Source organism: Riemerella anatipestifer, from assembly GCF_009932355.1.
Taxonomy (GTDB): domain Bacteria; phylum Bacteroidota; class Bacteroidia; order Flavobacteriales; family Weeksellaceae; genus Riemerella; species Riemerella anatipestifer_E.
Genome location: NZ_LEKU01000016.1, coordinates 77,199 through 99,047 on the forward strand (window position 1 = coordinate 77,199; position 21,849 = coordinate 99,047).

General features: G+C 36.1%; 18 protein-coding genes and 1 tRNA gene. 10 read left to right on the plus strand and 9 right to left on the minus strand.

Translation table 11 applies throughout. The features are described 5' to 3' along the window. The first annotated feature begins 5 nt into the window (after positions 1-5). Both GXW81_RS06375 and GXW81_RS06380 read left to right on the plus strand, forming a co-directional pair. Positions 6-1,832, plus strand: a complete 1,827-nt coding sequence (locus GXW81_RS06375) for a TonB-dependent siderophore receptor (RefSeq protein WP_161531653.1) — start codon at positions 6-8, stop codon at positions 1,830-1,832. 12 nt (positions 1,833-1,844) lie between these two features. After that, on the plus strand, positions 1,845-2,891 hold the full coding sequence (locus GXW81_RS06380) for a YncE family protein (RefSeq protein ID WP_161531654.1): 1,047 nt from the start codon (positions 1,845-1,847) through the stop codon (positions 2,889-2,891). Here the strand turns inward: GXW81_RS06380 and GXW81_RS06385 are convergent, their stop codons facing one another. Further along, positions 2,892-3,797 carry a YihY/virulence factor BrkB family protein gene (locus GXW81_RS06385; protein ID WP_161531655.1) on the minus strand — a complete coding sequence of 302 codons (906 nt, stop codon included), beginning with the start codon at positions 3,795-3,797 and terminating at the stop codon, positions 2,892-2,894. It abuts the gene before it with no gap. A 48-nt stretch (positions 3,798-3,845) separates the two neighbouring features. Here GXW81_RS06385 and rlmH point away from each other — a divergent pair, with 48 nt between their 5' ends. Continuing rightward, positions 3,846-4,319, plus strand: coding sequence for a 23S rRNA (pseudouridine(1915)-N(3))-methyltransferase RlmH (gene rlmH, locus GXW81_RS06390; RefSeq protein ID WP_079208392.1), 474 nt, complete (start codon positions 3,846-3,848; stop codon positions 4,317-4,319). Positions 4,320-4,470: 151 nt separating this feature from the next. Here rlmH and GXW81_RS06395 read toward each other — a convergent pair whose 3' ends face one another. From GXW81_RS06395 to GXW81_RS06410, 4 genes are all read right to left on the minus strand, one after another. Then, positions 4,471-5,190 carry a DNA-binding domain-containing protein gene (locus tag GXW81_RS06395; RefSeq protein ID WP_161531656.1) on the minus strand — a complete coding sequence of 240 codons (720 nt, stop codon included), beginning with the start codon at positions 5,188-5,190 and terminating at the stop codon, positions 4,471-4,473. 19 nt (positions 5,191-5,209) lie between these two features. Continuing rightward, positions 5,210-7,045, minus strand: a complete 1,836-nt coding sequence (locus GXW81_RS06400) for a hypothetical protein (RefSeq protein WP_161531657.1) — start codon at positions 7,043-7,045, stop codon at positions 5,210-5,212. Between the two features lie 646 nt (positions 7,046-7,691). Beyond that, positions 7,692-8,924 carry an MFS transporter gene (locus GXW81_RS06405; RefSeq protein ID WP_161531658.1) on the minus strand — a complete coding sequence of 411 codons (1,233 nt, stop codon included), beginning with the start codon at positions 8,922-8,924 and terminating at the stop codon, positions 7,692-7,694. A 22-nt stretch (positions 8,925-8,946) separates the two neighbouring features. Then, the gene (locus GXW81_RS06410) at positions 8,947-10,449 is read right to left on the minus strand and encodes a GH3 auxin-responsive promoter family protein (protein WP_161531659.1); all 1,503 of its coding nucleotides are present in this window, start codon (positions 10,447-10,449) and stop codon (positions 8,947-8,949) included. 156 nt (positions 10,450-10,605) lie between these two features. Here GXW81_RS06410 and trxB point away from each other — a divergent pair, with 156 nt between their 5' ends. From trxB to GXW81_RS06425, 3 genes are all read left to right on the plus strand, one after another. Beyond that, positions 10,606-11,553: a thioredoxin-disulfide reductase gene (gene trxB, locus GXW81_RS06415; protein WP_161531660.1), complete on the plus strand. Its 948-nt coding sequence runs from the start codon at positions 10,606-10,608 to the stop codon at positions 11,551-11,553. A 157-nt stretch (positions 11,554-11,710) separates the two neighbouring features. Then, positions 11,711-12,073: a fluoride efflux transporter CrcB gene (gene crcB, locus GXW81_RS06420; RefSeq protein ID WP_161531661.1), complete on the plus strand. Its 363-nt coding sequence runs from the start codon at positions 11,711-11,713 to the stop codon at positions 12,071-12,073. Between the two features lie 126 nt (positions 12,074-12,199). Further along, a tRNA-Ser gene (locus GXW81_RS06425) sits at positions 12,200-12,284 on the plus strand. Positions 12,285-12,478: 194 nt separating this feature from the next. Here GXW81_RS06425 and GXW81_RS06430 read toward each other — a convergent pair. The 4 genes from GXW81_RS06430 to panC are packed head-to-tail and all read right to left on the minus strand — an operon-like array spanning position 12,479 to position 15,981. Then, complete coding sequence (locus GXW81_RS06430) at positions 12,479-12,985, minus strand: DUF4251 domain-containing protein (RefSeq protein ID WP_161531662.1); 507 nt, start codon at positions 12,983-12,985, stop codon at positions 12,479-12,481. A gap of 39 nt (positions 12,986-13,024) precedes the next feature. Beyond that, entirely contained in the window at positions 13,025-14,131 is a 1,107-nt protein-coding gene (gene hemW, locus GXW81_RS06435; protein WP_260393566.1) for a radical SAM family heme chaperone HemW, read from the minus strand. A 35-nt stretch (positions 14,132-14,166) separates the two neighbouring features. Beyond that, positions 14,167-15,114 (minus strand): type IX secretion system membrane protein PorP/SprF, encoded by a 948-nt coding sequence (locus tag GXW81_RS06440; RefSeq protein WP_161531664.1) that lies wholly within the window; start codon positions 15,112-15,114, stop codon positions 14,167-14,169. An 18-nt stretch (positions 15,115-15,132) separates the two neighbouring features. Beyond that, on the minus strand, positions 15,133-15,981 hold the full coding sequence (panC, locus tag GXW81_RS06445; RefSeq protein ID WP_161531665.1) for a pantoate--beta-alanine ligase: 849 nt from the start codon (positions 15,979-15,981) through the stop codon (positions 15,133-15,135). A gap of 114 nt (positions 15,982-16,095) precedes the next feature. On the opposite strand from panC, the gene GXW81_RS06450 reads away from it, so the two are divergent. From GXW81_RS06450 to gldK, 4 genes are all read left to right on the plus strand, one after another. Continuing rightward, the gene (locus tag GXW81_RS06450) at positions 16,096-16,869 is read left to right on the plus strand and encodes a glycogen/starch synthase (RefSeq protein ID WP_161531666.1); all 774 of its coding nucleotides are present in this window, start codon (positions 16,096-16,098) and stop codon (positions 16,867-16,869) included. Positions 16,870-16,895: 26 nt separating this feature from the next. Then, the gene (locus tag GXW81_RS06455) at positions 16,896-18,401 is read left to right on the plus strand and encodes a DUF4270 domain-containing protein (protein WP_161531667.1); all 1,506 of its coding nucleotides are present in this window, start codon (positions 16,896-16,898) and stop codon (positions 18,399-18,401) included. A 5-nt stretch (positions 18,402-18,406) separates the two neighbouring features. Continuing rightward, positions 18,407-20,260: a glutamine--fructose-6-phosphate transaminase (isomerizing) gene (gene glmS, locus GXW81_RS06460; protein WP_161531668.1), complete on the plus strand. Its 1,854-nt coding sequence runs from the start codon at positions 18,407-18,409 to the stop codon at positions 20,258-20,260. 169 nt (positions 20,261-20,429) lie between these two features. Continuing rightward, entirely contained in the window at positions 20,430-21,842 is a 1,413-nt protein-coding gene (gene gldK / locus GXW81_RS06465; RefSeq protein WP_161531669.1) for a gliding motility lipoprotein GldK, read from the plus strand. Positions 21,843-21,849 lie beyond the last annotated feature (7 nt).

Below are 21,849 nucleotides of genomic sequence, written 5' to 3' on the forward strand. Positions count from 1 at the left end.
TTTATATGGTAAGATTAGTTTTGCTGACGAGTCTATCGTCGGTCTTTTTTGTGCAAGCTCAACAGAAGGAAACGGTTATAGATACCGTAGCCATCAATCTGGTGTCGCCTACTTCATTTTCTGTAGGACACGAGGTCGTTAAAGTTGATTTAAAGAACAATCCAGAAATTTTTATAGAAGGGCTACTCCAAAAGCAGACGGGAGCGGTTATTAGGAACTATGGCTATGGCAATTTAGCATCGGTTTCTATAAAGGGGCTTTCACCGTCTCAACATTTATTTACATGGGAAGGCATTCCTATCAATTCCTCTTTAAATGGGCAAGTAGATGCTAATATTATCAGCTCTAATGTAAGCAGTAGTTTAACCTATCGTAGCGGCTCGGGGAGTAGTGGTTTCGGGAGTGGAGCGTTGGGCGGAGTGTTCGCTTTAGAATTTAATCCTAATTTTAATGAGCAAACGCAATACAGATTAGAGAACGCTTTAGGAAGTTTTGGACTTAGTAGAAATAGCTTTTCGGTACAGAACCATACTTCTAGATGGAGCTGGAATGCTGGAGCGAATTACCTTCGTTCGGATAACGAATTTCCGTTCCGAGATAAATTTGGTAAGAAAGGTAAAACAGGAAATTCAGGGTTTGATATTGCAGATATTTACCTTAATAGCGTCTATAAACTTAGTGGGAGTCATAAAATTTCCTTTAATATTTGGAACCAGTGGGCGTCTAGAAATGTAGGAGCTACTGAAGCACAACCCATAGCACAGCAAATTCAAGATGACGAAAGTACTCGTATGCAGGTGTCTTGGTTTTATCATAATAGAGGTTTTGAACAGCAGTTGCAATCTGCCTATACCAAAGAGTTTTTTAGGTTTAGAATGAATGCTAAAGATGGTGGAACGGCTAGTTTTGCCGAAAACTATTTTGCGAATTATATTGCAAAGTTAGCGTTTAGTAAATCATTGGTAATGCTGGGGCTTCAGTCCAAATATACCACAGGAGGTGGCGATAATCTAAGGATTAGTCCGCTTAAAGAGTGGCATTCGTTTGTGAATTACCGTTATAATTTTAACGATTGGAGTGTAGTTTCTGCTAATTTGCGAAAGTCGTTCTCATCTTTGTTTAGCATTCCCGTTACTTATGATGTGGGGTTGGAATTAGAGCCTCTGAAACATTTAAGTATCAAGGCGTCTTATGCCACTTCTTACAGGTTACCTACCTTTAACGATTTGTATTGGAAACAAGGTGGAAACCCACAACTAAAGCCCGAAGCAGGGAAGATGGGAGAGTTAAGTGTAGGCTACAAGTATAAAAATACACAATCTATAGGAGTATCTGTGCATTATGGCGAAGTGAAAGATTGGATATTATGGTATCCTAACGATGTTGGTTTTTGGACACCTACTAATTTAGATTTTGTTATTACCAAAGGTGGACAAGCAAGGTCTTCTCATCGTTTTGTTTGGGAGGGTGTGGGGCTTAATTTTAATAATTTACTGACCTACACTGAGACCTATAATCAGCGAACTCAAAAATCACTCATCTATATTCCTAGGTGGAACTACTCTAATACATTTAGTTTAGATTGGAAAAAATACCACTTAGAACTAGAACATTTATTCACTTCGGAGAGAGCCACAGACCAGATGGGGAGAGATTTTTTAGCACCTTATCACTTGTGGAATGTAGGTTTAGGGTTTGATTTTAAACTAAAAAACATCAGTAATTCTCTTAACATTAGAGTTCAGAATATTCTAGACCAGTCTTATAACACAATGCAGGGCTATCCTATGCCAGGCAGGTATTTTTTAACTACTTTAAAAACTAATTTTTAATATCCATATTTTATGAAGAAATCACTAGCTTTTTTATCGGCCGTAGTATTACTTACAGCGTGTAACAGAAACGAAGACTACACTCCAAAAGGAGATTACGAAAATGGCTTTTTTATTTTGAATGAAGGCTATTTCGGTCAGAACAATGGGAGTTTAGATTATGTTTCTTATGGTTTTTCTAACACAGAAGAAAAGGTTTATCAGAAGGTAAACAGCGAAGCTCTAGGAGATACGCCACAGTCTTCTTACCGAAATGGAGACGACCTTTACATTGTTGTTAATAATAGCAACAGATTGGTAAAAGTGAACAGATACACCATGAAAAAACAAGCCGAAGTAACCACAGGGCTTAAAAACCCTAGATATATGACGGTAGTTAATGGTAAACTTTACATTACCAACTGGGGCGAAGGTCTTGATAAAACAGATGACTATATATTGGTGCTAGATGCAGCTACTTTAAAAGAAGTCGCAAAAATATCGGTAGATTATGGCGTAGAGAAGATATTCTCGTTCCAAAATAAGATTTATGCATTGCTAGAAGGGGGGTGGGGCAAAAATAACAAACTAGCCGTTATCAATCCGTCTAGCAACGCGGTAGAGAAATATTACACTATTGGTTACAATCCTAATGGTTATTTAGTAGAGGATAACAAAGTGCTTATTACTTGTAAGGGAGATGGCTTTTACGATGCTAGTGCTAACTGGGCTTACACTAGCACGGTGGACGGTAGCATTTGGACGCTTACTGCCTCTGGAGTAGAAAAAACTTACGACTGGGCTCAAACTCCTGACAAAAAGGAAAGTATTCAGGAAATTGTGAAGGTTAATCAGTCTTATTTCTTCTTAGTAGATGGTAAACTACACAAGGCAGCAGTAGGCTCTGACCTTACCAAGAGTACCCAAGTTTCCGAAACTTCTTTCTATAGATTATCTAAACTAGATGAGGTTTTTGCAGTAGGGTTAGACGGTAAAAATGCTAAGGCTTTATTCTTTAATGAAGCTGGTTTACAGAAAACCATTTCTACAGGAATTTATCCTAACAGCGTAGTGGAGTAGTTAAGGGAGTTTATTTCTTTTCACTCGGTCTATAGCGAGATTGAACTCGTTGCCTAGGAGAATAAGGATAATGTTGAGATTAACCCAAATCATCGCTAAAATAATAGTTCCTATTGAGCCATAGAGTACATTGTATCTGGCGAAATTTGTAGCGTAGAAGATAAATCCATAGGTAATGAGTACAAATAATAAGGTGGTGAGTACTGCTCCAGGAACGGCAGACAGCCACCTTTTCACTTTAACGCACCCTACCCAGTAGAAAAGACTTAACAGAATAAAATAAAACAACGGGAACGAGATAAACCCAATTATTTTAGATAGATTAACAATAAGCCAGTTGAGATTGTATTTAGGCGTGAATAGTTTAAGCACCACTTCGGAGTAGTAAATCCCAAAAAGAGAGAGAAATATCAAGGTTACAAAGGCTAGAGTAACCAAGATAGAAATGGTGTATTCTCTGATGAAAGTCCTTTTGGAGTCGGTATTTTCATTAAACCCATTGATGAGGGAAAATGTGCCATTAGTAGCAAATACCAAAGCAAAAAGTATGGTAAGTTTGCTAATGCTTTTCATATTGGGGATAATGCTGTTCTGTATGTACTCCGTAACATCGTGCAGCATATGGGTGGGGAGTATATTAGCCATAAACACCTCAAAAATATAGAATTGGAGTTTATCATAATGAGGCATATAAGGCAAAATAGATAGTAAAAACAGCAGGAATGGGAAAATACTCAAAAAGAAGCTCCACGAAATACTAGCGGCTTGTTTTACCACATTATTTTTAAATACCCCTTGCCCGTAGATTTCAAACATCTTCCACAAAGAAATTTCTAAAACAGGAAGGTGGATAGAATCTAAAAAACGGTGAATTTTTAAAAGGAATTTAGGGGTCTTTAACGCCATTAAATCTATATTTGTACCGCAAATATATTAAAAATAAATCTTTTGCTTATGCAGTTCAAATTGATATGTATCGGAAAAACAGACCAAAAGGAAATACAAAACCTCATTAGTTACTACCATAAAAGGCTACCCAAATACTATAATTTTGACATCGTAGAGCTTCCAGATATTAAAAACGCCAAGAACCTCACCCCAGAAGTGATTAAAAAAGAGGAAGCCAAACTATTTTTCAACCATATAGAAAGTACGGATACTATTATCTTGTTGGACGAGAAGGGCAAGCAGTTCACCAGTAGAGCTTTTTCGGAGCAAATCCATCATTATATGAATGCGTCTATTAAGCGGGTGTGTTTCTTGATAGGCGGGGCGTATGGCTTTTCGGAAGAGATTTACCAACGAGCTAACGATAAACTTGCTCTTTCTAAAATGACCTTTACCCACCAGATGATAAGACTATTCTTTGTAGAACAAATCTACCGTGCAGACCAAATCTTACAAGGCAAACCTTATCATAACGATTGAGGTATTACCGATTTCTAAGATGAGGTGGTCTGATACCATATCAAAATAAAACTTAAATGAAGTTTAGGGAACACTTCCCCATTACTATAGGGAGAGCCTCCCCACGACCGTGGGGAGGCTCTCCTCATTACGCTAGGGAATGGCTCCCTATTTAGCCAATAACCACTGGTGCCGAAAGTACACCCACTCTAGGCTCTTTAGTGGTAACCCCACCTTTAGCATATTGCGTGGTAATACTTAGCTCATAGTTACCTGCCTCCAAATCTGCAGGAACGAGAATAAGCACCCTTGACGGCTCATTAAGCACAATATGCTCGGCTAAGAGTTTCACTTCTTGTTGAGTGTCTAAGTTTTTAAATACGATACCGTTTTTAGGGGCATTGCCATCTATTTTAATGTAAGTCCCTTTGATTTCCGCATTCTTACCTTTGGTAAGGGTGCCGTCTGCTTTACCTGTGGCTTTGTCGGTGATGCTGAACACACTCATTGGACTAGATTGTTCGCCTAGTATTTCTACCTTGGTGTCTGCTACCGCTTTTCTAAGGTCTAGACCTTGGTTTACATTCACATAAACGGAATGCTTCTCTTTATCCCAAGTTTTATCATAAAATACGCCCTTAATCGCAGGACGCATATAAACTAGCCCTGTATTGACATTGTAACCGTTCAATACTAGCTCTGAGGCTTTACGGTTAAAACGAGTGATAATATCTACTGCGGTTTCGGTTTGTATCTCCATACCCTCTTTTTTGAGGGCTTCTATGATTTCTGTAATGCCAAGGCTACCACCTAGGAGTGGCACGGCTACAAAATCGTTAGGGTCATCTTTGGTGAGTAGGTTGGGACGCAACCACGCTTTTAAAGTATTCATGAGTTTATCAGTATTAAGGTTAATTCAGCTTTAATATAGTAACTTGATTAGAGAATGGGATTCCTGTATAACTGCTAGATTTTAGATAAAATCTAGGATTAGGGTTGGGCATATTACGAGTGCTACCATTGTCTACCCATGTGTCGTCAGCAAATCCTATGATATGAAATGTAATATCTGTATCTTTAGATAATACCAAAGGAAAAGAAGTGTTTAACCATTCTCCATAGTAGGTTAAGTACACGGATCTAGTCCCTGAAGCATCTGTAGCATTTACCGAAAAACGACAATATTCAACACCGAAAAGATCATGGTTAACAAAAAACATATACTTGCCGGGAGATAATCGTATAGACTCATTAGTATAAGTTGCCCCAAACTCATTAAAATCTACGGTTACTGTTTCAGCGACTTCTTTTACGGGAGTGAGAGTACTACTAGAGGAATGACTTACGGTGGGAATATTGAAATTACGATTACTAAAATTAATCTTTGCCATTTTATTTCCCATTGATAAAGCCTGCCAACTCGCAATACCGTTTGCATCAGAAGTTAGAACTCTACCCTCTTGTTGCGTACCGTCGGTTATTTTAATACTTCCTGTTATATCTAGCTTAGTTTGTGGGGCATTTGTTCCTATTCCTACATTGCCTGTACCTGTAAAGCTAAGGTCTTTCCCATTAAGATTGACTTGGCGTGTGCTACTTAATGTACCGTCTGCGGTATAAATATTATTGATAGAAGAAGGTACTACGGTTTTAAGAACGCCATTAGCATCGGATACCACTATTTTGTCCGTGGGTTGTCCTGAAAGAAGATTTATGGTTCGTAGTCTTGCGGTTCCGTTAGCGTCTATCATTTCTGTTGGTTTTTCTCTTGCTAAGCCTATACCTGTAGAGCCATCACGGAGGACAATAAAAGCATTACTTGCTATAGCTTGGTCTCCTCCTTGTTTAATTGTATTATCTCCATTTCCTAGAACAAAAAGTTCATACCGGTTTTTAGTAAAAGTAGGAGTATCTCCACCCATTGATGGATCTGTATTAAAATTGTTATTCCCTAAAACGGTTGAATATGGGGTTTGTGCTGTAATAAAATTACCTAAAGCAATGGTATTTCCACCTGAGGCAATGGCATCTCCACCTAAAGCAATGGCACCACTAGCACTTGCTAAAGCCCAACGTCCAAGTGCAAATGAATACTGCCCCGAAGCAATTGAATATCCTCCCATAGATGTTGAAATATATCCAGAAGCTATGCTACTTATACCCGAAGCGAAAGAATAGCTACCTGTTGCTCCATAGTCACTTCTTTTATAATTATATGAATAACTAAGGTCTACAGCCTTCTTACCTATATCTCCATAATGATCAGGATTTGCACCTATTAGGCGAAATCCTGTGTTTCCATTTTCGGTAATTTCCTCCAAACCTGTTCTAGAAAAAGTATTCCCAGAAAGCTTTATCCCTGCTCCTGCTGTATAGAAGTTGTCTGTATCCAATAATTTTTTCCATTTCCCTCCAGTTAGCTGGTTGTCCCAATAGTAATAACCTTTACCGCTAATTAGTTCATATTTTCCTACTCTATCTAATGTATTGGTAAAGGCTTCTGTAACATAAACTAAAAGTGAATGTTGTTCTGTACCTATATTTCCCGCATCGGTCATAGCTTTTACTTCTTCGGCTGTTAGACGCGGAATGATAATTCCCTTAGCGGTATCTGTACCGTCTTTACTTACCTCTAAAGTGGCTTTGGGGTTAGGCGTATTGATGCCAACTCTACCATTGTTTTGCCCGTAAACCACGAGTCCTAGACCTAGAAAGGCACATACACTTAGTTTGGTTGTTTTTTTCATAATGTTTAATTTTAGAAGTTGATATTTAATTGTTTAATATTATAGAGGTTAGATATTGGATTTTAGAGGTTGGAGGTTCGGCTTAAGGGTTGATGAGGCTGTACTAAGTCTAATATCTCATCTCTAAGCTCTAACCTAAAAAAATGCCTTTCCCCTCTAAACACACACAAAACGAGAGGAAAGGCTAAAGCAGAAAGAAAGCAAAGGCTCCCTCTCTGAACGCTAAAAGCACCTAACAAAAACGACCATGTTTTAAGACAAAACAATGGTGCTTTTAGCCTATATTTATGAAAGCTAAAATTAGAATGGTATAAACGAAAAAATCCGCCAACGAAAGTTGGTGGAATTATATTTATAATTAACGATAAAAGTTGAAGTAATTTTCTAGATAATACGACGCATACCCACGAAACTATTTGTGTGTGTGTGTGTGTGTGTGTGTGTGTGTGTGTGTGTTTACGAAATTATTTGAGATAGCCAAATAATTCGGGTACTTTTTTATACTTGTTTGTATGTAATTGGTATCGTGTGTCATAAAACTGAAGCAAACTTATTACCTTTTGCGGAGGTATGCAAGTGTTTGGGAAATATTTTATGCAAAACTTAATATAAGTGTTTATTTTAGATAGGGGAGAGGTAATGGGAGTTAGTACTCCATTTTTCTTAGCTTTTTGTTGGTAAGTCCTACTATAAGGGCAATGGCGAGGGTCATACTCCCTCCAAATATTACAGAACGCACTACACCTAAAAGTTTAGCGGCTAGACCACTTTCAAATTGCCCCATCTCGTTACTAGACATAATGAAGATAGAATTAACACTTAGAACTCTACCTCTTATTTTGTCAGGGGTTTTCAGTTGTACTATCGTACCTCTTATCACTACAGAAATACCGTCTAACATACCACTAAGCATCAAGAAAAAGAACGAAAGCCAGTAGAGTTTAGACAGCCCAAAACCAATGATGCACATACCAAAACCAGCCACCGCCACCAGTAGTATTTTACCTTGATTTCTCCTCAACGGAATAAATGAAAGCAAAATAATAATACACATAGACCCAATATCAGATGCCGCATTAAGTAGTCCAAAGCCTTCGGCTCCTACTTTAAGAATATCACTAGCATAGACGGGTATCATAGCCACCGCTCCACCAAACAAAACCGCAAACATATCCAAGCATAAAGCTCCCAATATTTCTTTGGTTTTATAGATGTAGGTAAGTCCTTCACGCATACTTTCTAGCACCTTTACTTCTTTTTTATTGTACTCGGAATGTTGCGGTTTTAATTGCCAAAAGAATACAGAAGCTAAGGTCATCAGACTTACAATAACCACGAGTGTCCATTTAATGGTAATAAGTGCAATTAAAAAACCTCCCAACGCGTGTCCAAATACTGAAGAAGTAAGGAATGTTGCCTGATTTAGGGTAACAGCATTAGCTAAGTTTTCCTTTTTTACCATTTTAGGTATCATAGAAGGGACTAATGGTCCTATAAAAGCACGGCAAATCCCTGTTAGAAATATCACCGCATAGATGAAATAAGAAATCTGGTGTCCTGTGAGATGATAAGAGTTTTCTAAGAACGCCAAAGCCACTAATGCACTAATGAGAAGTACATAAATATAATTGCAGATAAGTAGCATTCGTTTCTTTTCGTTCATATCTATTACATAGCCAGCGTATAGGGCAGTAGATACGGCAGGAATAACCTCCGAAAGCCCAATGAACCCAATAGAAAGAGGGTCTTTGGTAAGCTGATAAACCCACCAACCTAGAAGCGTGGCTAACATTCTAAACGCCAAAATGAGAAAAAACCTACCAGATAGCAGATGTCTAAACTCGATGTTTTTTAAAGTTTTTAGAGGTTCTAGGTTCATAAGGTGAATGCTGTTGGTTTCTTTAGATTATATGATTCACTAAAAAGTCGGCTATTTTTCTGTCGTTGGCTAGTCTAGGGATTTTGTTTTGCCCACCGAGTTTCCCTTCAGATTTAGCATACTCGTGGAATGCGTTTCTTTTTAATTTAGATATTTTAAGCGGTTGTAATACCTTGCCTTCTATTAAATCATCATAATAGGTATTCCTTGCCCTTAACTCTTGGTCTAGGGTCAATCTAAAGGCTTCTAAATCTTCGGGTTCTTTTTCAAACTCAATGAACCATTCGTGGTAAGGTAACTCGTTGTTGGGAGGAGTTACTTGTGGTGCAAGATGAAACTCCGTAATTTGAGCATAGTGCTGAGCCACGGTAGATTTCATAGCTTCTTCCACTTCATAAGCGATGACATGCTCGCCAAATGCAGAGGTATAGTGCTTAGTTCTGCCACTTACTAAAATACGGTAAGGGTTTTTAGAAATAAACCTTACCACATCACCAATAGAGTATGCCCACAACCCAGAGTTGGTGGTAAGAATCATAGCATAATCTTGGTTGAGTTCAATGTCTTTTAAAGTTAAGCGAGGAGCGTTGGATTTGCCGTATTGTTCCAATGGTACAAACTCGTAGAAAATCCCATTGTTGGTAAGCAGTCTTAAACCTTCCTTAGTATAATCGTCCTGAAACGCAAAAAAGCCTTCACTGGCAGGGAAGGTCTGCACAATATCTACAGAACCTCCAAGGAGTTCCTCCATTTTTTCTCGGTAAGGTTCATAGTTTACGCCACCAGTTACGATAAGTTGTAAGTTAGGAAATAGTTGTTTTATTTTCTTATGGTGTCTTTCTACCAAAATTTCAAAGTACATAATGAGCCAAGGTGGAATCCCAGAAATGAGTGTCATATTTTGGGTTTCAGTTTCATCAGCAATTTTATTGACTTTGGTTTCCCAATCTTCTATACAGTTGGTTTCGTAGCTCGGGAGTCTATTTTTTTGCAGATATTTAGGGATATGATGAGCCACAATGCCCGAAAGTCGCCCTGTTTTAATTCCATTAACCTCTTCCAGTTCAGGAGAGCCTTGTAGGAAAATCATTTTACCATTTACAAAATCAGCATTATTCTTTTTCACAATATAATGAAACAGAGCCGACTGTGCCGCTTTGATTTGGTAAGGCATTCCTTCCTTGGAAATAGGGATATACTTAGCTCCAGAGGTAGTGCCAGAAGTCTTAGCGAAATATTCGGGTGTATCTGTCCAAAGTATATTGGCTTGTCCTCTTTTTACCTTTTCTATGTAGGGTTTAAGGTCTTCGTAATCAGCAATAGGAACTTGATTTTGAAAGTCCTCTAAAGTTTTGATTTCGTCAAAATTATGGCTTCTACCAAACAGCGTTTTTTCTGCTATTTTTACTAAATCTCTCCATAAAGCCTCTTGGTGTTCAATCGCTTTAGATTGGTCTAGTGTGGCTTGTTGAGTATGTTTCTTCGCCCAAACGAGAGCGGCTTTCTTTTTAATCCATTTTAACATAGAGCAAAGATAAGATTTTGTTACTAACTAAGAATAACTCGTTGGATAGATTTAATCAGTCAATAAGTCTAATCGAAAATAAAGATGTCTAAAACTTTCAGAACCCTAAAAAAATTCCGAAATTAGCCACTTTAAAATCAATATAAATTTATCAGAATGGAAGAACAGAATATTTTAGATTGTGTAATTATAGGTTCAGGACCTGCAGGATATACCGCTGCAATTTATGCCGCTAGAGCGGATTTAAAGCCTGAATTATTCACAGGGTTAGAGCCAGGTGGACAATTAACTACCACTACGGAGGTGGAAAATTTCCCAGGTTATCCTAACGGTATCACAGGACCAGAAATGATGATGGACTTACAAAAACAAGCAGAAAGGTTTGAAACCAAAGTCCATTACGAAATGATTACCAGCGTGGAGTTTTCTAAAGAGGTAGGTGGTATTCATAAGTTATCCACAGGAAGTAGAGAGATTTTAGCTAGAACGGTAATTATATCTACAGGGGCTACCGCTAAATATTTAGGGCTAGACGATGAAAAGAAATACTCTGGTGGAGGTGTTTCTGCGTGTGCTACCTGCGATGGCTTCTTTTATAAAGGGAAAGATGTTATTGTAGTAGGAGCAGGAGATACAGCGGCAGAAGAAGCTACTTATCTAGCTAATATTTGTAACAAGGTAACGATGTTGGTAAGAAAAGACCACTTTAGAGCCTCCAAAGTAATGGCACAAAGGGTAGAAAAAACACCAAATATTGAAGTAAAATATAACCACGAACTTATTGGTATTAAAGGAGAAAATAACCTAGTAGAGCGTGCAGTGGTCATCAATAACCAAACGCAAGAAACCTCTGAAATTGAAGTTCACGGGATATTCATTGCCATAGGACACAAGCCTAATACCGATGTATTTAAAGGTCAAATCAACCTAGACGAAAATGGTTACATTATTACCGAAGGTAAGTCGTCTAAAACTAATCTTCCTGGGATATTTGCGGCAGGAGATGTGCAAGACCATGTTTACCGTCAGGCGATTACTGCTGCAGGAAGCGGTTGTATGGCAGCCATAGATGCCGAAAGATATTTAGGAGAGTTAAAAGGATAATCATTAAAAAAGCGAAATGGAAATAGATTCTATTTTTTAGGAGCTATTTCCCGCTGTTCGCTCATACTCCTCGTTTTGCCGCTCCACTTCGTTCCGCGGCTTCACTGCGGGGTATCCGCTTCCATCGGGGCTAGCTTCAGCACTCGTTATATATAAAATGAAAACAATACTATACGTATTCATAGGCGGAGGATTAGGAAGTGTATTTCGCTTCCTCGTTTCTCGTTATACAGCTCAGTTTTTCAAATTGGGGACTTTTCCCATGGGGACTTTAGTGGTTAATGTATTGGGTTGTTTTTTGATTGGGTTGTTAAGTAACTCTCTTATGAAACAAGAGTCAGATATTGTTAGATATTTCTTTATAGTAGGATTGTGCGGAGGTTTTACTACATTTTCTACGTTTTCATACGAAAACCTTATGTTGTGGCAAAATCAGGATTATGTAACTCTTTTTAGCTATGTGGTGGCAAGTTTAGTATTAGGGTTTTGGGCAGTTTATTTAGGGTTTAAAGTAGGGTAGCCTAAATTTTTATTATTGATAAATAGTAATTTATACTATTTTAGAGCTGAAAGTGAATATAAAATTTGTGTGTAATTAAAAATAGTTATATATTTGCACCACTAAAAACAACAATAGGGTTGTTAAGGAGAGATGGCAGAGCGGTCGAATGCGGCGGTCTTGAAAACCGTTGACTGTAACAGGTCCGGGGGTTCGAATCCCTCTCTCTCCGCAAGAATAAAGTAAAACCGATGAATAAAATTCATCGGTTTTTTTATGAAATAAACAAAAGTGAACAAATTTTAGTTTTCTTAACTTTTGTTCCTTCTATGATAGCTTCAATTCTTTCTCAGAAAGAAATACTAAGTTTTTTTGGTTTATTTGTTTTAGGATTTATCGTTTTTTATTGTAATCAAAACTTATAATCTAAGGTTGCTCTACAAGGTAGCCATCGTAGGAAATAGGTTGTCTGTCCCTACTATTAATGGAAATGTAGGCTTTTCCGTTTTTAAAAATGTTAATATATATATCACTCATATTCTCAGGATGAGAAAGACTGAAATGATAAGAGTATCCTTTTTTAGTTTTATTTTTGGAGAGTTTGAAATCTTTTGTCGCTGTATTGAAACTATTTTTAGAGGGGTCTAGACTAGCATTAAACATTCTGCCAAAGTAAGGGAGATTAACGGATAGACTATCTTTTTTTAGAGTAACGGCATAGCCATAATCTAGCTCAAATATTCGGCTTCCAACGGTAGGGAATGATTGTGCGATATTGATGACATCGTAATTATTAGGAAGTGCCCTTTTTGCCATTACGGTAAACTCATTTTTATCCATGTAACTTTGTACCTTGTCTTCGTTTATGCCGTATTGAGTTTGGCAAGAGATAAGCGAAAGCCCTGTTAATAGTAATATGATAACTCTTTTCATTGTGTTTGGGTTTTTAAAATATGAACAAAAATAGATAAATCAGACAACAAACAAATCAGAAATAATGCCATCTGCCATAAACCAATGTTCTTTTGGTATAAAAAGCTGATTTTCTTCTAGTTTCAATACTCCTAAACTTAGTTTGGTTTCTAGGCTTTTTTGGAATGGCTTTAGTATCTTTTCTGAAAATTGGTTAATAATATTGTACTCAACGCCAAATTTGGTGCGAAGACCTATCATAATAAGTTCGTTAAATTGTTCTTTTTCTGATAAAATTTCCGTTTCTTTTGGAAGTATATTGTTTGTTAAGTTTTTGATATATAAACTATTATTGGCGATATTCCAACTGCGTTGTTTTTGTCCGTCGTAGGAGTGAGCTGAAGGTCCTATGCCTAAATAAGGTAAGCCTTTCCAGTAAGCAGTATTATGCCTAGAATGATAATTTGGTTTGGAGAAATTAGAAATTTCGTAATGTTCAAATCCGTTTGCTTTAAGTGTTTCTGAAAGATATTGAAAGGCTATAAGCTGTTCTTCTTCTTTCGGAGCATTTATTTTTTTCTGTTCAATCCACTTTTGTAGAGCGGTTTTGGGTTCTACGGTAAGGGCATAAGATGAGATGTGTGGCACTTGAAGCTCTATACTTTTTTGCAAACTTTCTTTCCAAAGAGAATGGTTGGAAGTTGGCGAACCATAGATTAAATCTATACTAATGTTTTCAAAACCTGTGTCTTGAGCTCTTTTTATGGAACTTTCAGCTTCGGAAGCACTATGAGCTCTGTTCATAAGTTTTAAATCTTCTTCAAAAAAACTTTGAGTGCCAATACTTAGCCTATTGACAGGCGTGTTAGAAAGAGCCTTTAGAAAGGATTGGTTTAAATCATCAGGGTTTGCTTCTAAGGTAATTTCTATGTCAGAATTGAACGTAAAATATTTCAATACCTCGTCTATAAGCCTTTGTATTTCATCTACGCTAAGGATTGAAGGTGTGCCGCCACCAAAATATAATGACGGTAGATTTTTGTTTTCTAGTTCGTGATGTCTTAGGTGTAATTCTTTTTTTAGGGCTAAAAGCATATCGTCCTTCAATTTCAACGAAGTGGAAAAGTGAAAGTTACAATAACTGCATTTTTGCTTGCAAAACGGAATGTGTAGGTATATCAAAGATAGATGATTTTTAATGTTTAATATCGGAAACCTCTAGTATTGATGAAGTTTTCAAAAGCGTAGCCTAAGTTAATCATAAAGCTGTTGCCACCATAATCTGCAATAGGAGAAAGATTAATATTGTAAGCCGCTCCGAAACTAAATTGGTTAAATTTAAGTTTGATAATAGGAGAGAAACTAAGTTGTTGGTTTCCAAATGCTGATTTAGCTGTTCTGTAGCTGATGCCTCCTGCGAAATAATTGTCTTCGTCTTTAATTTTTGCCAACAAATTAGCATCAATAATTCTAGAAGAGTTGGTATTCAAATTGATTAAAACTGAGGGTTCTAACGAAAGATTCTCAGAAAAATCCCAATCGTAGCCAGTATTGATGAAAAATTTGGTGGGAGAAGGTTCTATTCCATTAACAATGTAGGTGGTTTTACTTAGAGGAATATCCACTACTGAAAAACTACCAAAAAAGCCATTGTAAGTAGCTTGTAAACCAAGGTTAGCATAGGTTAAAAATACACTATTAGTACCGCTTTGTATTAGAGGGTCGCCAGAATCTTTTGGATTAAGAAGAGCTAAATCTATATTGGAGTTATAGAGGTTGATACTTGTGCCAAAGGAAAATTGATTTTTTCTTTCGTTATCATCTATTGGGATAAAATAAGCGGCTCCTACATTGATACCGTTGGCAGAGATAGGTCCGTTTTGGTCTCTGAAGAAGTAAGCACCTACACCTAATCTATCAGTAACATTGGCGTGTGCACCTATAGATTGTGTGTTGGGAGAATGTTCTAGCTTGGAGAATTGCTTTTGATAATGACTATTGATTATAATGTCGTCTGTTTCTCCAAAATGAGCGGGATTAAAAAGATATTTACCGTCTAATAAATATTGTTGGTAATACGGAAGCGTCTCCTGTGCATAGGAAATAATAGTGATAAAAATAGAAATGGTAAACAAAATCTTTTTATACATAGCTTGATTGTTTGGTAATTAGGCTAGATGCATATTGTCTATAAGCCTTACTTGATTTACATGAACAACAATAAAAGCTCTGTAAGAACAATCTTTATAGAAGAAATCGGTTTCTTTTAAAGTGTTTTCATCAGCAATTACAAAATATTCTAAATCAAAGTTTTTTTCTTTTTCAAAAATGGAGTGTACTCTCTCTTTTATTTCAGGAATACTAACAACTCTAAACCAATCATTTACCTTTAAAAGGGTTTCATGAATAATTTTGGCATCTTTTCTTTCAGCTTCGGATAATCGCATATTTCTAGAGCTCATAGCTAAGCCGTTTTCTTCTCTGTAAATAGGCACTCCGTGTATATTGATTGGAAAGTTTTTCTTTTCTACTAACTTTCTGATAATGGCAAGTTGCTGGAAATCTTTCTCTCCGAAGTAAGCGTTGTCTGGTTGTACTTGTCGGAAAAGCTCTTCTACTACTGTGCCTACACCATCAAAATGACCAGGTCTCATTTTGCCTTCCATCTCATTTTCTAGCCCATCAAAATCGTAGTTTTTCGCTACGGATTTTTCGGGGTAAATATCTTCTATACTTGGTGTATATACAGCATCTACCAATTTTGATTTTTTAAGTTTTTCTAAATCAGCTTCTAGAGTTCTTGGGTACTTCTCTAGGTCGTCAGGGTTGTTAAACTGCGTAGGATTAACAAATATAGATGAAACTACAATATCGTTGTGAGGTCTAGCTGCCTCGTAGAGAGAAATGTGTCCCTTATGCAAAGCTCCCATAGTAGGAGCAAAACCTATGGTATTGCCGTTCAGTTTATTATGTTTAATATAAGTTTCTAATTCTTTCCTACTGTCTAATATTTTCATTTGAAAAATTTCTCCAAAATTATAAAAAATTGTTAATACACTGTTATTAGTTTAAAAAGTTGTATTTTTGCATAGAGAACTGTCTTTTAAGTTGAAGATAAAAAAATAAGAATTATGCCAGACAAAAAGATTTTATATGTTACTACAGAGATGTTTCCTTACCAAGAAGAAAGTGCAATGTCTGATGCGGTAAACAGAATGGCTCTTAAAATGTATGGTGATGGAAATGATGTGCGTGTCTTCATGCCTCGTTTTGGATATATTAGTGAAAGAAAGTTTCAGTTACACGAGGTGATTAGGCTTTCAGGAATGAATATTATTATTAATGATTTAGACCAACCTTTGATTATTAAAGTGGCTTCTTTACCAGGAGAAAGGTTACAGGTTTACTTTATAGATAATGAAGATTATTTCAAAAGAAAATTTACTTACAAAGATGAAGAAGGGCTTCCTTTCGAAGATAATGACGAAAGAGCCATGTTTTTTGCACGAGGTGTTATAGAAACTATTAAGAAACTTAATTGGGTGCCAGATGTGGTTCATCTTAATGGTTGGATGTCAGCATTTATACCTGTATATCTAAAACATTACTACAAAAAAGATTCTTATTTCGATGATACCAAGTTTGTTTTGTCTGTATATAATGAAGAAAATTTAGTTTTTGACAAAAAAGCGGTGGTAAATAAGTTTAAATTCGACAATATAAAAGGAATTAAAGCGTTTGATAATCCTAGCTTCTATAGTTTTTTAGAAGAAGGTATGAATCTTGTAGATGTGGTAGTGAAAGGAGATGAATTTTTGGAACAAGATTTAGATGAAAGTTTTTCTCAAGCAAGTTCAGATAAGAAAGAGTATGTTACTCCTGAGTCTGTAGGAGAGATATATTAAGAAATAGATTTTATTTAATACATTCAATGATAATAGAAACAAAAAAAATCCTTAAACTGTTTGTTGTAGCAGGATTAGGGAGTTTGGTGATACAAAGTTGCGAGTCAGATGCAAATAATCTTGGAGAGCAGTTTTTTGCAAGTGGGGCAGCAACAGGTGAAACGCAGAGCTACGATGTGATAGCTTATAACCTCAATAATAATGATACCATACAGTCTGATGCATCTCGTATTTCTCAGGCTACTTTAGGGGCTTTTGCAGAAGATAATTTTGGAATGCAAAAGTCCTCTTATATAACACAGTTACGATTGTCTAGCTATAATCCTGATTTTGGGACTAATGCGAAGGTAGATTCAGTTGTTTTAGAATTGAAACCTATTTACGCTTCGGATTCTGCAACTACATCAACAGATGAAGACTATATTTTTACAGGTAATGTAGCGGCTAAAAAGGTAGTAACAACTTATCCTATACAGAAGTATGGTAATAATAAATCACTAACGCTTAAAGTAGATGAAGTAGATGATTTCTTGTATTCTACAGAGAAGAAATATTACTCTAACCAAAAAGTGGCACTAGGAGTTAATTTGGCAACGGTACCACTTAATGGTAAAGTATCATCGGTTAGTATTACAAGCGATGCTGATAGTAAAGAATTGTTATCTAGAACTGTAGGTGTTAGAATTCCTCTTGATGCACAGTATTTTCAAGATAAAATAGTAAGTAAGCAAGGAGCTACAGAACTGAAAGATGCTGCTAGTTTTATCCGTTATATAAAAGGAATAAGACTTTCTGTAGTAGACAATGATGGTTATATTTTTAGATTTACTCCTAATGACGCTAGCATTAAGATGTATTACACCTATGATACAACATCTAATGGAACTACTACAAAAACTTCTGCGGTGTATCAGTTTGATTTAGGCTCTAGTAATACTCATTTTAATCAAATAGATTATAACAGAACTTCGGCTTATAGTACAGCACTTGCTAATATTGATGCAACTAATGGAGACGAAAGGCTCTACCTACAAGGTATGGGAGGAGCTGGAGCTGTTTTAAGAATACCTGCAACAGAAATACAAAAAATTAAAAATCTTTATAAAAACGAAAATATAGGCATTCTTTCTGCTAAAATAAGATTATATACAGATGATAGTGTATGGAATAAATCTTACGCTAAACCATCAAATTTCTTAGTGAAGTATGCTAATCTTAATGACTTTTTAGCTGATGTTTCCGCAATGTCTCTATCATCGTCTTACTCTCTCGTTAAAACTTCTGATTTAACAAGTAACCCTGCTTACTATGATATTACCATTACTCAAACTCTCAAAAATATTATAGAAAAAGAGGCAGAAAATAAAGATTTAGAAATTAATGTGGGAGATTATTTAAAAAGTACACAGGGAACGTTGCTAGGACAAAACTACAATACTAGAGCTTATGCTCCTCAAAGAATAGTATTAGTTGGTTCTAAAACAACCAATCAGAATAAAGTGAAATTAAATATTATTTACGCTAAAAAATAAGGTATATGTGTGGAATAGTAGGATATACAGGGCATAGAGATGCTTACGAAGTAGTTATTAACGGTCTTAAAAGATTAGAATATAGAGGGTATGATAGTGCTGGGATAGTATTGGAAGACTCATCTAGTTCTTATGATGTAAAAAAGACAAAGGGTAAAGTTTCCGATTTAGTAAGTATATCAGAGAATCTTAAAAATACATCACACATAGGTATGGGGCATACTAGGTGGGCTACTCATGGTGTGCCTAGCGATAAAAACTCACACCCTCATGTTTCTAATAATGGTAAGGTGGCTATAGTACATAATGGGATTATAGAAAACTATGATACCATTAAAACTATGTTAGTGTCTAAAGGTTATATTTTTCATTCAGAGACAGATACTGAAGTTTTGGTTAATCTTATTCAGTATTTTATGGATGAAAATAAAGAATTAGATTTTCCGGAAGCAGTCCGTTATGCTCTTAACGAGGTTTATGGAGCGTATGCAATTACGGTAATGCATAAAGATTATCCTAGCCTTTTAGTAGTAGCAAGGTTGGGTTCTCCTCTTGCGATAGGGATAGGTGAAAAAGAATATTTTATTGCGTCAGATGCCTCTCCATTTGTAGAATTTACTAAAGAGGCTATCTATCTAGAGGAAGGTCATATGGCAACTATATCTTTAGAAAATGGTGTAGATATTAGAAAAATAGAAGATAACTCTAAAATTACTCCTGCCATTCAAGAGCTTAAGCTTAATCTAGAGCAGATAGAGAAGGGTGGCTATGAGCATTTTATGCTTAAAGAAATTTTTGAACAACCTAAATCTATTCACGATACTATGAGAGGTCGTCTTTTGGTAGATGAAGGTATCATTAAGATGGCTGGTATTTGGGATCATTTGGAGAAATTGAATAATGCTAATCGTATCATTATCATTGCCTGTGGTACTTCTTGGCATGCAGGATTGATAGGAGAATACCTTATTGAAGAATTTGCAAGAGTACCTGTAGAGGTAGAATATGCTTCTGAGTTTAGATATAGAAACCCAATTATAACGGATAAGGATGTAGTTATTGCGATTTCTCAGTCAGGAGAAACAGCTGATACAATGGCAGCTATTAAAATGGCAAGAGAAAAAGGGGCATTTATTTATGGTATTTGTAATGTAGTAGATTCTTCTATTGCTCGTTTTTCAGACGCAGGGTCTTATACTCATGCTGGACCAGAGATAGGGGTAGCTTCTACTAAGGCATTTACCGCACAATTAACTATTTTAACATTGATTGCACTTAAATTAGGTAAACATAACGGAAACTTAAGCAATCAGGAGTTTATGAAGCTGATTACGGAGTTAGATACCATTCCTAAAAAAGTAGAGGAAGTATTGGCTTCTACTCATGATTATGTGAAAAAAATAGCACATGATTTTGTAGAATCAACCAACTTCTTGTATCTCGGTAGGGGATATAATTTCCCTGCAGCTTTAGAAGGAGCGTTAAAGTTAAAGGAAATTTCTTATATCCATGCAGAAGGATATCCTGCAGCAGAAATGAAGCATGGTCCTATTGCACTTATTGATGAGAATATGCCTATCGTGATAATAGCACCTAAAAATAAACACTACGATAAAGTGATGAGTAATGTACAAGAAATTAAAGCTAGAAAAGGTAAAGTGCTAGCTGTAGTGACTAAAGGTGATGAACAAGTGGCTTCTATGTCTGATTATGTGATTGAAATTCCCGAAACATCAGAATGTTTCTCTCCAATTATAGCGTCAGTACCATTACAGTTATTAGCTTATTATATTGCTGTTTATAGAGGAGCTAATGTAGATCAGCCTAGAAATTTGGCGAAGTCAGTTACGGTAGAATAAAACAATTTTACTTTTGTGTAAAATAAAATGGAAGGAAAATACGTTAAGCCTATTAAAGTTTGTATAGTATAATAAAAAAATAATTATCTTTACGCGTTAAAAAACTATATAAAGGGTTTTTATAAATAGGTTTTAACTTAAATTTAAAATTAAATAAACATCATTACGGATGAGAAAAATATTTTTTGTACTCTTATCAGCATCTTTGGTTGTTTCGTGTTCTAGAGGAAGTAAGTCTTCTGGTAAGCCTACTACTAAGGGAGAACTTATACCAAAAAACAAATCGCAGTCGTTTGTAGCAGAAAGACCGTATGGTATGGTAGCTATTCCTGGAGGCTCTTTTGTTATGGGTATGGCAGATGTAGATTATACTAATATGCCAGAAAAAGCTCCACTAAAAACAGTTACAGTATCCTCTTTCTTTATGGATGAGACAGAGGTTACTAACGCTCAATACAGACTGTTTATAGACTATGTAAGAGATTCTATAGCGAGAACTTTACTTGCAGAAGCAGCAGGTGATGTAACTTCAGGTGGACGTAATGGTACAGGAATATCAGATTACGCTTACCTCGCTAAAAAAGCAGGAAATGCTACACCATACCAAGAATATTTGGAATCAAAAGGAGGTAGAGATGGTTATGATGAGTCTAAAAGATTAGACTGGGGAGTTCCTTTAAAATGGAAAACTTCAGACTATCCAGATGTTCAGTATGCGGAAGTTATAGAATCTATGTATCTTCCTCCTGCGGAAAGAATAAATGGTGAGAGAATTATTGATACTAGAAAACTGAAATACGCTTACAAGTGGGAAGATATGGAGTCTGCTGTGAAAGATGGTAAAAGGAGTTCTGATTATCTTAAAAAAGAAAGTATTGCAGTTTATCCTGATACAACAGTTTGGATTAAAGATTTTAATTATGCTTATAATACTCCATTATATGATGGTTACTTTTGGCATAAAGCCTATAAAAACTATCCTGTAGTAGGCGTTACTTGGGATCAAGCTAGAGCTTATTGTGATTACAAGACAAAAGCTAAGAGAGATGAGAATAAAAAGTCAAAGAAAAGAAAAGAATCTCCAATGGCATTCCGTTTACCTACAGAAGCAGAGTGGGAATATGCTGCTAGAGGAGGTAGAGAAAATGCAACTTATCCTTGGGGAGGACCTTATTTAATGGATGATAGAGGTTGTTATATGGCAAACTTTAAACCTAAAAGAGGTAATTATATAGAGGACGAAAAGAAAGGAAACTATACCTATACGGCTCCAGTGAAATCTTTCCCTAAAAATGATTTTGGTCTTTACGATATGGCTGGAAATGTATCTGAATGGACAGAGTCTCCGTATAGCAATGCGACTTATCAGTTTTCTTCAACTTTAAATCCGTATTTGTCTAATCAAGTTTATAGGGATGTTAAAAAATCAGTAAGAGGAGGGTCTTGGAAAGATGTAGGCTATTTATTGATGACAGGTTATAGAGATTGGGAAAGAAAAGATTCTGCTAGAAGCTACATAGGATTTAGAACTGTACAGGATATACCAGAAGGTTCTGCTAAATTTAAGAGAAAAACAAAATAATAAATTA

Bases quoted from the DNA above. Each gene is read 5' to 3' on its own strand.
- GXW81_RS06385 (WP_161531655.1), bottom strand. From the start codon at position 3,797: ATGGCGTTAAAGACCCCTAAATTCCTTTTAAAAATTCACCGTTTTTTA.
- panC (WP_161531665.1), bottom strand. From the start codon at position 15,981: ATGAAAATATTAGACAGTAGGAAAGAATTAGAAACTTATATTAAACAT.
- GXW81_RS06395 (WP_161531656.1), bottom strand. From the start codon at position 5,190: ATGAATACTTTAAAAGCGTGGTTGCGTCCCAACCTACTCACCAAAGAT.
- trxB (WP_161531660.1), top strand. From the start codon at position 10,606: ATGGAAGAACAGAATATTTTAGATTGTGTAATTATAGGTTCAGGACCT.
- GXW81_RS06375 (WP_161531653.1), top strand. From the start codon at position 6: ATGGTAAGATTAGTTTTGCTGACGAGTCTATCGTCGGTCTTTTTTGTG.
- GXW81_RS06450 (WP_161531666.1), top strand. From the start codon at position 16,096: ATGCCAGACAAAAAGATTTTATATGTTACTACAGAGATGTTTCCTTAC.
- crcB (WP_161531661.1), top strand. From the start codon at position 11,711: ATGAAAACAATACTATACGTATTCATAGGCGGAGGATTAGGAAGTGTA.
- GXW81_RS06410 (WP_161531659.1), bottom strand. From the start codon at position 10,449: ATGTTAAAATGGATTAAAAAGAAAGCCGCTCTCGTTTGGGCGAAGAAA.
- GXW81_RS06400 (WP_161531657.1), bottom strand. From the start codon at position 7,045: ATGAAAAAAACAACCAAACTAAGTGTATGTGCCTTTCTAGGTCTAGGA.
- GXW81_RS06455 (WP_161531667.1), top strand. From the start codon at position 16,896: ATGATAATAGAAACAAAAAAAATCCTTAAACTGTTTGTTGTAGCAGGA.
- glmS (WP_161531668.1), top strand. From the start codon at position 18,407: ATGTGTGGAATAGTAGGATATACAGGGCATAGAGATGCTTACGAAGTA.
- gldK (WP_161531669.1), top strand. From the start codon at position 20,430: ATGAGAAAAATATTTTTTGTACTCTTATCAGCATCTTTGGTTGTTTCG.
- GXW81_RS06405 (WP_161531658.1), bottom strand. From the start codon at position 8,924: ATGAACCTAGAACCTCTAAAAACTTTAAAAAACATCGAGTTTAGACAT.
- GXW81_RS06380 (WP_161531654.1), top strand. From the start codon at position 1,845: ATGAAGAAATCACTAGCTTTTTTATCGGCCGTAGTATTACTTACAGCG.
- GXW81_RS06430 (WP_161531662.1), bottom strand. From the start codon at position 12,985: ATGAAAAGAGTTATCATATTACTATTAACAGGGCTTTCGCTTATCTCT.
- rlmH (WP_079208392.1), top strand. From the start codon at position 3,846: ATGCAGTTCAAATTGATATGTATCGGAAAAACAGACCAAAAGGAAATA.
- GXW81_RS06440 (WP_161531664.1), bottom strand. From the start codon at position 15,114: ATGTATAAAAAGATTTTGTTTACCATTTCTATTTTTATCACTATTATT.